7 protein-coding genes and 1 tRNA gene are annotated in these 12,067 nt (G+C 59.3%); 4 read left to right on the top strand and 4 right to left on the bottom strand.

Annotated features, from left to right (window positions below):
- Positions 1 to 2: 2 nt before the first annotated feature.
- A complete protein-coding gene (locus tag ACXRVY_RS08120; protein WP_223459780.1) occupies positions 3 to 695 on the bottom strand; it encodes a sensor histidine kinase in 693 nt (230 codons plus the stop codon).
- Positions 692 to 2,296, bottom strand: a complete 1,605-nt coding sequence (locus ACXRVY_RS08115) for a tetratricopeptide repeat-containing response regulator (RefSeq protein WP_223459782.1) — start codon at positions 2,294 to 2,296, stop codon at positions 692 to 694. Before ACXRVY_RS08115 ends, ACXRVY_RS08120 begins: the two co-directional genes overlap by 4 nt.
- 875 nt (positions 2,297 to 3,171) lie before the next feature.
- On the opposite strand from ACXRVY_RS08115, the gene ACXRVY_RS08110 reads away from it, so the two are divergent.
- Positions 3,172 to 3,888 carry a response regulator transcription factor gene (locus ACXRVY_RS08110; RefSeq protein WP_457266169.1) on the top strand — a complete coding sequence of 239 codons (717 nt, stop codon included), beginning with the start codon at positions 3,172 to 3,174 and terminating at the stop codon, positions 3,886 to 3,888.
- Between the two features lie 285 nt (positions 3,889 to 4,173).
- Here the strand turns inward: ACXRVY_RS08110 and ACXRVY_RS08105 are convergent, their stop codons facing one another.
- Positions 4,174 to 10,152 carry a DUF5801 repeats-in-toxin domain-containing protein gene (locus tag ACXRVY_RS08105; protein ID WP_458237224.1) on the bottom strand — a complete coding sequence of 1,993 codons (5,979 nt, stop codon included), beginning with the start codon at positions 10,150 to 10,152 and terminating at the stop codon, positions 4,174 to 4,176.
- A 266-nt stretch (positions 10,153 to 10,418) separates the two neighbouring features.
- Positions 10,419 to 10,495, bottom strand: a tRNA-Arg gene (locus ACXRVY_RS08100).
- Between the two features lie 290 nt (positions 10,496 to 10,785).
- Between ACXRVY_RS08100 and ACXRVY_RS08095 the strand changes: the two genes are divergently transcribed.
- The 3 genes from ACXRVY_RS08095 to ACXRVY_RS08085 all read left to right on the top strand — a co-directional run bounded on the left by ACXRVY_RS08095 (position 10,786) and on the right by ACXRVY_RS08085 (position 11,960).
- Entirely contained in the window at positions 10,786 to 11,019 is a 234-nt protein-coding gene (locus ACXRVY_RS08095; protein ID WP_223459279.1) for a hypothetical protein, read from the top strand.
- A gap of 23 nt (positions 11,020 to 11,042) precedes the next feature.
- On the top strand, positions 11,043 to 11,222 hold the full coding sequence (locus ACXRVY_RS08090) for a PA3371 family protein (RefSeq protein ID WP_458237223.1): 180 nt from the start codon (positions 11,043 to 11,045) through the stop codon (positions 11,220 to 11,222).
- 411 nt (positions 11,223 to 11,633) lie between these two features.
- Positions 11,634 to 11,960 (top strand): Arc family DNA-binding protein, encoded by a 327-nt coding sequence (locus tag ACXRVY_RS08085; RefSeq protein WP_028620557.1) that lies wholly within the window; start codon positions 11,634 to 11,636, stop codon positions 11,958 to 11,960.
- Positions 11,961 to 12,067 lie beyond the last annotated feature (107 nt).

Here is a 12,067-nt window from a genome sequence, read left to right as displayed (position 1 = left end):
AGTCAGGGCAGGTAAAGGCGGAACACCCCACCGCCCAACGGACCACCATTGCCGATTTCGGTGCGTCCGCCGACGCCGTTGCGCTGATGCAACGCGGCAATTCGTCCGGCAAAGTACAGGCCCAACCCGGTACTTCCGGTGCTTTGATTGATGCCCTGCACGTAATCGGCCTGGCGCTCGATCATCTGCGCCGGATACCCCTGGCCATCGTCATTGATGGTCAATACAAGTTGCCCCGCTTCATCGCTGACGCTGATCAAAACGGCATGCCGTGCAAAGCGGATGGCATTGTTGATGCAGTTGGCCAATACCGACGCGATCAACTCACGATCGAAGAAACCCAACGGGCTCAGCGGGTCCACTTCATAGGTAGCCATGATGCCGCGGCTGGCGAACACTTCCTGATGGCAAGCCAGTTGCGCTTCGATGAAGTCGTCCAGTTCATGGTAGGCCGGCTGCAACGGCATCTGGTTGACGCCGAGCTTGTACAGCCCCAGCAACTGCACCAGCATGCCGTTGAGGTGGGCGAACTCGAAGTCGATCACGCCCTGCTCCGGTGTCTGTTGCGCCGCCTGCGGCAATCGCGCCAGCCACTGGCTGTGGGCCTGCATCAGCATGGCCAGCGAGTTCTTCATGTCGTGCACGGTAGAGGCAATCACCGTGGAGAAATCCAGTGCCTGTTGGTTGTCGTTCATTGGCCAAACGCCTTGCTTTTCAGCTTCTGGTAACGCGGATAACGCGCGTCGGAGTCGGGCATCAGGCCGACCATTTTCAGGCAGCTCCGACATTCTTCCAGCTCCGCTGAAGGAACGCCGGTATCGGTGCCGTGCAACAACGACTGCGCCAGGTTCAGGGCGATACTGATGTTCTTCGGCTGCATCGCCAGGGCTTTGCGGAACACCGCTCGCGCCTCCACCAGATTGCCGGTCTTGTACACGCGCACGCCCTGACGGTTGAGTTCAGCGGCGGCGTTGCCGGAGTTGAGGATGCTCGGGTCGTCAGTCTGCTTGGCGATGTCCTTCATCACCACCGGATCGTCGCCGTAGATTTCCACGCAGTTTTTCAGCATCGCGGTACCGGCCTCGGTCTGCCCGAGCATTTTCAGCTGTTTGGCTACCAGCAACGCCGCTTCGGCACTCATGAATTGCTCCATGCCATCCAGACGCAACAAGGCCTGCTCGGTGAGCTTGTCAGCCGTCTCGGCATCGTTGAGCAACAGACTGGTGGCCTTCATCAGGCGTGCGCGGATTTGCAGGCCCGGATCGGAAGGGTTTTCCTTGGCCACGGCGCTCAATGTGGTATTGATTTCCAGGCGGGTCCGCGTGTCCAGGCCTCTTTCGCTGCCCTTGCTGATCAAGGCGTGGGCCAGGCCGAGGTTGCTCTCGGCATCCTTGAACCGCGACTGCGCACCCTGGCTCACAGCCTGGCGATAGGCCTTGGCCGCCGTGTCGAAATCCTCGTTGGTCATCGCCAGCTTGCCCAGCAACGCCTGGCGGCGAACCGCCAGCGGCGACAGGCGAATCGCTTCCTCCAGAACACGCTGTGCACCCTTGGTATCGCCTTCGGCGACCAGCACGTCCGCCATGCCGTCATACAGCGACGGCATCATCGGGAAGACTTTCAGGGCTTTTTCGTAAATGCCTTTGGCCTGCGCGACCTGACCGCGCTTGAACAGCAACTTGCCCAACCCGGCAAACGCCCATGGCAATGGGCGGTCAGCAATAATGCCGTCGTACAGGCGCTCCAGCGCTTCGTTCTGATTGAGGTCGCGCAGGGCATCGGCGCGATAGCGCAGGCACAGTGGCGAATAGCGGATGTCTTGCTTGCACAGGGCGATGCAGGCGTTGAGCACTTCCATCGGCTTGCCGCGGTCGAGGGCCTGCAGGATCGGCTTGAGCAGGGTCTTGCGCTGCTCCAGGCGCTCCAGGCGCTGGGCCAGGCTGGAACGGTTGAACGGCTTGGTCAGGTAGGCATCAGGCTCGTGCTCCAGCGCACTGAGCACCATGGCCTGGCTGGTTTCGGCGGTGACCATGACGAACACCGCTTCATGGCTGATCAGCTTTTCTTCCATCAGGTCTTCGAGCACCTGCTGGCCGTTCTTCTTGCCGTCGCCCAGATGAAAGTCCTGCAGGATGAAATCGTAGGCCTTCTGCGAGCACATTTTCAGCGCCTGCTCGCCGGTATCGGCAGTGTCCACTTCCTTGACGCCCAGTTCGCGCAGCATCGACCTGACCGAACTGCGGAAGTCCGAGAAATCATCGACGATCAGAAAACGCTTTTGGTGATACGACAGCATCGAAGATTTCCAGGCAATTTAAGAAGAAGAACCCAAAGGCAAATACACGGACGGACTCAACTTCGCAGCCCTTGTTTTGGCGCGCAGATGATAACGGGTGGCACTAGGCTATCAAACACCTTCTCATAGACAATGAGCCCCCCATGCCGACCGAAAGAGACGAACAAGTCCCTGACTGCCCGGGTTATCGGCCAGCAACAGCGTTCCCTTGAGAACCTTCCCCGACGCTCATTCTGAATATGCGAAGCCCTTACTGAAAACGACACCTCACGCACAAAAAAAATGCTGATACGTGAACACCAGCAATACATGAACATCAGCAAATTCCGGTGGCTGGCCAGGCAGAATTAGCCGACAAATTGACTAAGTCGATATTGGTGTTCCTAAGTGCACGCCATTCGTCGATTAATTGACGATTTTGATCAGAATCAGACGTTCGTCGCAGGCCCACGGTGGCGAGTCTAATACCTTGATTTTCGAGGGTTACCCCCCCTCTTTGAGAACATCGCCCAGGCCTGCCCGTACCGGGTTGTATCGAGGACTGACGGACGGGCAGGCTGGCAGCGCTCCGGGCTGACCTAGACTCCGTTGAGAGGCGCGCGGGAGTCCATCATCATGTGCAATCCATTGAACATTGTTCGTATTTATTTCCTCTCTCGGGCTTTACCTGCCCTTTGGAAACGTTCGCCCCTCTTGCCGATGCTGTTGACGGAAATGGCCCCATGGCCCGTGGTTGCCAATGACTGGACAAGCACCATCACGGCCTCCCGGCGTTCAAATCTGTCCTTCAATCGCGGCGACTCAGCGAGCAAGTGGCTGACCCGGGAAGGCCTGCGAGTGGAGGCCATCGTTGGTTTTTCAAGGAGGTCAGGAAGATGATCACTGACCAGGAAAAGCCAATAGGCGTGATGTTGATCGATTGTCGTCCCCTCGTACTCAAGGGCCTTCACGACTTGATTGATGCCAGAAAGCCCCGGATGGAAGTGACAGGCCAGGCCACCACTTATACCCATGCACTGAATCTTGCCGATCAGCTGCGGCCCAATGTCATTTTTTTCAGTTTCTTTCCGGATGCGCTGAATCCACTGGATGTCGTCGCGGGACTCACCCGTATCGCCGACATGAAAGTGCTGCTGCTCAAGGGCCTGTACGAAGCCGTCCCCGCCGCCCAGGCGATAGAAGCTGGCGCTCACGGCATCGTGCTGGCGGAAGACCCGACAGAATCGATTATCCAGGCCATCCTCAAGGTCCACCATAAYGACATCGCAATGGATAGAGCCTGGGCTGGCGGCCTTCGCGGCTATGCCGCGACCGAGCATATCCCCTTGAAATGCAATCGAGAGCAGGCGAAACAGGCGCGGTTGACCCTGCGCGAGAGAGAACTGATTCGCGCCATCGTGGGCGAACCGTCCGCCAAATATGTGAGCATCGCCGGACGCCTGGGGATCAGCGAGCACACCGTGCACAACCACCTCAGCAACATCTATCAAAAGCTTGATCTCATCAACCGCATCGACTTGCTGATGTATGCGCTCAAACACGGGCTCACCCACAACGAAGCACCGCCCTCCACCTGGGTGGAACTGGAATGAATTTCAAGTCGATACAAGACGGTCTGCCCCTCACTTTCAGGGAGTAGGCCGTTACCCTGTCGCCATCCTTGACGGCGACCTGGAACAGGGTGCCCCCGCAATGCCGATGTCGCTCTCGATACATCCTGCCGCATTGACCTGTATCTCCCCCGCCGCGCTCCTCAAGCCTTGTGCTGCTCGATAGTTCACCGCGGCTGCGATCACGCGAATCTCGCATTGGAACTGCAGAAAAATGCGAGGGTGGTTTCCTGGGCCACCCTCACATCCTTTCACACGCGCAATACCTCAGGCGCTGCCAAAAAAGATGTCGGTATTCTGAACATCGACCCCGACCAAGGTGATGGTCGTTGTTTGTCCGCCAGTCTCGGCAACCGTCACGACGCTGTCCGCGCCAGTGTTGTTGATCGATTGGACAACGGCGTTCGGGTCGCCGTTGAGCACCAGCTTGTCTTGCACGCCCGCCCCCACATCGAAGCCGGTGACCTGGTAGCGGTTCTGATTGACTGACAAATCGACGTTGAAGGCATCTCGCTCACCGCCGGTGCCAACCAGCGTGAAGTCGAAGAGTGCATTGCCCGGGTCGTTGGCGAACAGGTTGGCGTCAAACGTACTTGTCGCCGAGTCCCCATCCTTGTCCGTCAGCGTCGCGCTGAATGCCAGCTGGACATCGCTGGCCAGGCTCTCACTCTGCTGAATGAACTGGATCACCGGGATCTTGACATCGCCCCGGCCCATCGTCAGCTGAACAGCGTCGATCAGTTGCGTACCCTCCTTCGCAATGAGGAAGGACACCTGCCCGCCAGCTTCCGGAGTCAGGGTGTTCACCTCGACGAGGTTCGAATGCGTGCCATCCGCATAGTAGATCCTGTAGTACAGGTCTTCGGTCGCCGTGTTGTAACCCGCCACGGAGTTGTCGATAAAGACCTTCATGCCCGTCAGCAGGCTCTCTGGGTTGATGACAAAACTTTCATCGGCGGCGCTGATTGCCGCCAGGTTATCTCCCTGGAAAACGTTATTGCCGACGCCGATGCCGGCCGTGCTGACGAACATGGACGCCGGGTCGATGTACGACGGCAGCGGGTTGGTTTGTAGCGCGGCTTCGGTGGGGTCGGGTGCTCCGAGCCCGATGCCAGTCAGGATGTCCGCAGTCGACGCCAGCGCCTTCGCGGAAAAGAACACGATCTCCTCGGACGCCGAAGGAATAGTCGGGTCATTCGTCTGAGGGATCAACAATGTGTGCACCGAATCCGGACCGCCGGGATCGAGCGAGCCGTTGGCACTGCTGTGCACGATCGTCGAACTGAAGCCCTGCACCAGATCCAGTGCATAGCGGCCATCGGCATAGGCACTCAGCGTATAGTCGACGGTGGTATTCGCCGTTGCGGCGTTGTTGTCGAAATCACCGGTCAAGGTTCCTGCGAATTGGTACGCACCATTGGCATCCGGTGATGACGCCAGCTCGTGGAGCGTGCCGGTCCCGGTCGTGGTCGTGTTGTCTGGCCTGATGAGAGTGAACTGGTCATTGACCAGCGAGATATCCAGACCGGCCGCACCCAGCCCGTCGGCTCCCGCCGCCATATTCCAGAACCCGGATTGCGCAAGGACGCTACCGGTCCCGATCAGGTTGCCGAAACTGAGCGCCGGCCCGTCGTCCTTGAACACCAGGTTCTGCCCGATGTTCAGGGTCGCCTGGGCGCTGTCGCCGTCCCCGTCGGTCTTGATCGCCGTCAGCGTTACCAGGTTGTCCGAGGTCAGAGTCGTCGAATCATCCGGATTGGTGGCGTTGGCATGCACCACCGCCCGGCTCTGGTCGAGTGTGACGCTGCCGTTGGCGGCCACGCTGACCGTGAACACCAGCAGGTTGCCCGTGGCCGTGCGGCCTTCGACCACGGAGCCATTGAGCGACAGGTTCACCGCGTCGCCCGAGGCCGTGTCCGTCAATCCGGAAGCCCCCGCCCCCACGCCCAGCGCATAGGTCAGCGCCCCCGCTCCATCGGCGCCAAACGCCGAGTTGAAGTTGGCGGCAAAGCTCTGGGTATCGTTGGTGGTCAGTACCGTCTCGTCCACGGTCAGCGTCGGTTCCACGCCGGTGGTGCTGATGCTTGGTCCGTCGTCCTTGAACACCAGGTTCTGCCCGATGTTCAGCGTCGCCTGGGCGCTGTCGCCGTCCTTGTCGGTCATGGTCGCGGTCAGCGTCACCAGGTTGTCCRTGGTCAGASTTGTCRARTCATCCGGATTGCTGGCGTTGGCATGTACCACGGCGCGGCTCTGGTCCAGCGTGACGCTGCCATTGGCMGCCACGCTGACCGTGAACACCAGCAGGCTACTGAGGGCCGTGCGGCCTTCCACCACTGCACCGTTGAGCGACAGGTTCACCGCCTCACCCGAAGCCGTGTCGGTCAGCCCGGAGGCCCCCGCCACCACGCCCAGCGCATAGGTCAGGGTGYCGGCCCCATCGGCGCCAAACGCCGGATTGAAGTTGGCGGCAAAACTCTGGGTATCGTTGGTCGCCAGTAGCGTCTCGTCCACTGTCAGCGTCGGCTCCACCCCAATGGTAGTGATGCTCGGTCCGTCGTCCTTGAACACCAGGTTCTGCCCGATGTTCAGCGTTGCCTGGGCGCTGTCGCCATCCCCGTCGGTCATGGTCGCCGTCAGTGTCACCAGATTGTCCGAGGTCAGAGTCGTCGAATCATCCGGATTGCTGGCGTTGGCATGYACCACGGCGCGGCTCTGGTCGAGCGTGACRCTGCCRTTGGCCGCCACGCTGACSGTGAACACCAGCAGGTTGYCYGTGGCCGTGCGGCCTTCGACCACTGYGCCRTTGAGCGACAGGTTCACCGCSTSGCCCGTSKCCGTGTCRRTCARCCCGGAGGCTCCGGCYACCACGCCCAGCGYATAGGTCAGCGTGCCGGCMCCATCRGCGCCAAACGCCGRATTGAAGTTGGCGGCAAAGCTCTGGGTATCRTTGGYGGTCAGTAGCGTTTCGTCCACGGTCAGCGTCGGCTCCGTGCCRGTGGTGCTGATGCTCGGACCGTCGTCCTTGAACACCAGGTTCTGCCCGATATTGAGGGTCGCCTGGGCGCTGTCGCCGTCCTTGTCGGTCATGGTCGCGGTCAGCGTCACCAGGTTGTCCGAGGTCAGAGTTGTCGAGTCATCCGGATTGCTGGCGTTGGCATGCACCACCGCCCGGCTCTGGTCCAGCGTGACGCTGCCATTGGCAACGACGCTGACCGTGAACACCAGCAGGTTGTCCGTGGCCGTGCGGCCTTCCACCACAGTGCCGTTGAGCGACAGGTTCACCACGTCGCCCGTGGCCGTGTCGATCAGCCCGGAGGCCCCCGCCACCATGCCCAGTGCGTAGGTCAGSGTGCCGGCWCCATCGGCGCCAAACGCCGGATTGAAGTTGGCGGCAAAGCTCTGGGTATCRTTGGTGGTCAGTAGCGTTTCGTCCACGGTCAGCGTCGGCTCCGTGCCRGTGSTGCTGATGCTTGGTCCGTCGTCCTTGAACACCAGGTTCTGCCCGATGTTCAGCGTCGCCTGGGCGCTGTCGCCGTCTTTGTCGGTCATGGTCGCCGTCAGCGTCACCAGRTTGTCCRAGGTCAAACTCGTCRAATCATCCGGATTGCTGGCGTTGGCATGYACCACCGCCCGGACCTGATCCAGCGTGACGCTGCCATTGGCGGCCACGCTAACCGTGAACACCAGCAGGTTGGTGAGGGCCGTATGCCCCTCCACCACCGTGCCGTTGAGCGACAGGTTCACCGCCTCGCCCGTGGCCGTGTCGGTCAGCCCGGAGGCTCCGGCCACCACGCCCAGCGCATAGGTCAGGGTGCCGGCACCATCGGCGCCAAACGCCGGATTGAAGTTGGCGGCAAAGCTCTGGCTGGCGTCGGTCGCCAATAGCGTCTCATCCACGGTCAGCGTCGGTTCCACCCCGGTGCTGCTGATGCTTGGCCCATCGTCCTTGAACACCAGGTTCTGCCCGATGTTCAGCGTCGCCTGGGCGCTGTCGCCGTCCCTGTCGGTCTTGGTTGCGGTCAGTGTCACCAGGTTGTCCGAGGTCAGGCTCGTCGAGTCATCAGGATTGGCTGTGTTGGCATGCACCACGGCACGGCTCTGGTCSAGCGTGACGCTGCCATTGGCCGCCACGCTGACCGTGAACACCAGCAGATTGCCCGTGGCCGTGCGGCCTTCGACCACGGCGCCATTGAGCGACAGGTTCACCGCGTSGCCCGTGKCCGTGTCGRTCARCCCGGAGGCTCCGGCYACCACGYYCAGCGYATAGGTCAACGTACCCGCACCATCAACGCCAAACGCCGAGTTGAAGTTGGCGGCAAAGCTCTGGGTGGCGTTGGTCGCCAGTACTGTCTCGTCCACCGTCAGCGTTGGCTCCACACCCGTGGTGCTGATGCTTGGCCCGTCGTCGTCGAAGATGATCTTGGAGCCGATTTCGGTTTTTGTAATAGAGGCCTGGACCAACTTGAAGCCACCGATATCAAAATCGGCGTGGTCAGTACCCTTGGCGTCGACGGCCGCCCCGTTCTCGACGAGTACGCGGTTGTGATCCGACGTTGTGGTGTATTGAATCTGGTAGCCGGCCAAAACGCCGGTGATGGTTGCAACCCCGCCAACAGTACTGATGACAATGCTCGGGCTATTCACCGATCCGTCTGAGTTCTCGAGCACCTGCCCGGTGCTTTTGTTGATGACGCGAATATTGGTGATTGCAACCGACGTATCACCCGCATATCCGTTGATGAAATTCACGCCAGGCTCAGCAGCGGTGCTGAATGCGCTGACTCTTACCATGGCACTCTTGCCGCCTTGCAACTGCACGACGTCGAAACTGGCCGATTTAGCATTGAACACGTTGGTAAAGTCGACGTTAGATTCAACATCGGCTTCGTTCTGATCCAGATTGGGAATGGTCACATTCTGCCTGGCACCCGTGACGAACGAAAAACGGATACCCTCCTGTTCCGTAATCATCTGATTGTTGGTGCCGAAGGTGGTGGGGCCACCCGCCTGGCTGGTATTGATCGTGTCGCCAGTCGTGATATTGGCGCCGCTTGACTGGTCTGCAGGGTTCTTGCCGGTGGCGATGATGGTGGGGTCCGTGATCCGCAATACACCACCGTCGTTGACAACGGTCGGGGTCGCCGTCGTAAACATCAGAAAGAGGTTCTGACCCGAGGGCGCATTGGCCAGACTGAACTCCAGGTCCTGGCTGGCTCCGATGAAAACCTTATTCAGCAGATTGAGCGAATCATCGGCGTTCGTAGCATCTGTATGCCGGAGCGGTTGGTACTCCACGGTCCAGATCTTGCCGCCCGTGACCGGCGATCCGGTTTCTTCTATAAAGGCTGCGAACACGATCGCGCCGCTTGCGCTCCCGGCTCGGCCCAGAACGATGTTGTTGTTCGTATCCGTATAGAGAAGGATGCTGGTGCCGTCGAGGGTAAACAGCCCGCTGACCACGCCATTGAGCGGTACTCCAGTGCTGCCCACGAAGCTGACATCGGTAATGCTTGCTCCGGGTGCAGAGGTGATGGTGAACGCATTGCTGCCCGTGTTGCCCACGGCACCGGTATAGCCGCTCAAGGCCGCCCCCGTTGCGGTGCCTGCCCCAAGCCCGGTCAAACGGTTAGCGAAGGTCGTGGGCAGGGACGCCACCAGAATGTCGTTGTCGTCAGCGTCTCCCACAGGGCCTGGAGTGGCTGTGCCGTTCTGCAACCCGGCCGTTTCGTCCAGCGTAACGTCCTCGCCGGTCGCCACGACGCTCAAAACACTGTCCGTAAACGACATTGTCGCCACGGCGTCGTCACCGGTGCCGACCACACCGTCGGCGCCGGCAGAGCTCGCGGTGAGCAGAAACGTCGCGCCTGCCGAGTCGTCGGGATTCACGTACCACGAGGTGGTGACGCTGCCGTTGACCTGGCCGTCGAGATCGCCGGCACCGCCGTCGGTCACGGACCAGGGCTCGTGCCCCGCGCCCATATTGGTATTGAGTACGTCGTCGGACGTACCCCACACACCATCCGCGCCGGCACCGACGGCGTGGTCCACTTCGAGCGTCACGGTGCTGCCGGCGGCGAAACCGCTGGCCGTGATGATGGCGGTGCTGCCGGGTGCGTAGTCTTTAAGGTCGGTGGTGACGGTCGGAATGTAGGTAAAAGTCCAGTCGTGGTTGACGGGTGAAGGATGGTCACCGACGTTATTGGCCAGGTCATTCGTTGGCGATGAGGTTTTCTTGCGCATAGTCATGACTTTCTCCTGAGCGGGTCCAGTCATCGGGGGTCGACCTTGGACCATTTTCTGATCTATTGGTCACAACTATGAACAAGCACCGGAGGATGCACATCGGCCGATACTCCCAGGCGGGATGGGAGTTTCAGACTACTTGGGAGGGGAGAAGGAAAGTCGCGAAGGTAGGGTTGATGGATTCGTTAAATCCCGGGCGCAAGAATTTGTCGAACTTTATCTACAGGTCGTGAAAATGAAGCGTTGAAACAGGGGGGAGCTGCGAAATATGGTGTCCCAGGGCAGGTTCGAACTGCCAGCCTTCCCCTTAGGAGGGGGATGCTCTATCCAATTGAGCTACTGGGACACAAGTCGGCCGCGAAGAAACGCGGCGCGATGGACGGCGTGCATGTTAACGGCCGGGCCGGCTTTTGTCATGTCGTCCGTTGGGCTTTTTAAGTGTAGGCAGACGCCTCGGCCAGGCGCGGACTTGTTTACCCTGCAAATTGCATTACTGCAAAAAGCCATCATTGCAAAATGCAAGACCCGGTGTTCGCAAAAATATCCTAATTCTTTGTTTTTAAAGAATTTAATTGTCGATAGACTCTGGCATGCGAGCTGCTTCAGCTGTTCTCACAGAACAACGGAGGCCGCCTCATGAACAGCGCCCTTTTACTCTCGAGTGCAATCGCTCTGACGGTTTTGCCGGGTTTTCATTTTACCCACGAGAGCGGTGCTACGCAGATTGCCCAGCGAATGCCACATTACCTTCAACTGCAGAAAGCGCCGCAGTTGGCCGTGATGAGCAGCCAGCACGGCTTTGTCAGTCAGGAAGTCAGCCAGGAAACCATTCTGGTACCGGCTCCGTCTGCCGAGCGCTTGGTATTTTGAATGACCCTCACCAGGAGCACAGCATGTCCAAATCAGCCGTGAGCTTTTTTATCCTCGCCTTGTTGAGCGGCATTTTTCATCTGTCATTGACCCAGGACATGGTCGTCACCCTCCCCCTGATTGACTGTGGTGTATTCAGCGCTCTGTTCGTGCTCGCACTGATTGCCGGACGCAAGATCAAGTTTGATCCGGTCCTGCGTTAATCCAGGTATGGCAGATCCGGCGCAAAGGCCTGCCATCCATCCTGAATTCACCCCCTCCATACGACTCGCCCTAGTAAATCGGCCATTTGCCACTATCCTGTAAAGGCAAGGAGCAGTGATCGAGTCCGCCTTTGCGACCCGTCAGAAATCTTTCGTCGGGTGCAGGCGCGCTGAACGATACGGTCCGGTCGAACTTTTCAAACTAATTCGCATTTCTGATAATTGGTGCTGGCAGAACGCCTTTATACAGTTCAATATTTGTCACAGAATTGACGCCAAGGATCTGGCTTGCTTGAGGCATGATGCGCGCCTCTATCAATTCAGGTTGAACATTTGGTCAGAGCGCTTGTCCTACCAGACATCCTGCGGCCAATCCCGAAAACCGCTCCCCTGAACTAACCGGTTAAATATATGCGCCCATTGAAACAGGCAATTTATTCCAGCCGTACGGCTGACAAGTTCGTCGTACGTCTGCCAGACGGAATGCGTGAACGCATTGCCGAGGTGGCTCGCAATCATCATCGCAGCATGAACTCCGAAATCATTGCGCGCCTTGAGCAAAGTCTTATTCAGGAAGGTGCACTGGGAGAAGAGCTGAGCATGCGCCTGGACAGCCCGGAGCTTTCCTTGCACGAACGGGAGCTGCTGCAGCGCTTCCGCCAACTCTCCCACCGCCAGCAGAACGCCCTGGTTTCACTGATCGCTCATGATGCTGAATTGGCCGCTGACGCGTCCTGATTCCGCCAGAAAGCTCAAGCCAGCCTGATCGCTGGCTTTTTTTTGCCCGAAATCCGGGCACAAAAAACCCGCCTGACGGCGGGTTTTAGTGAAACGGACTTTAGAGC

The organism is Pseudomonas sp. P5_A2_2 (assembly GCF_054177685.1).
This window is presented reverse-complemented; position numbering and strand designations above follow the sequence as displayed.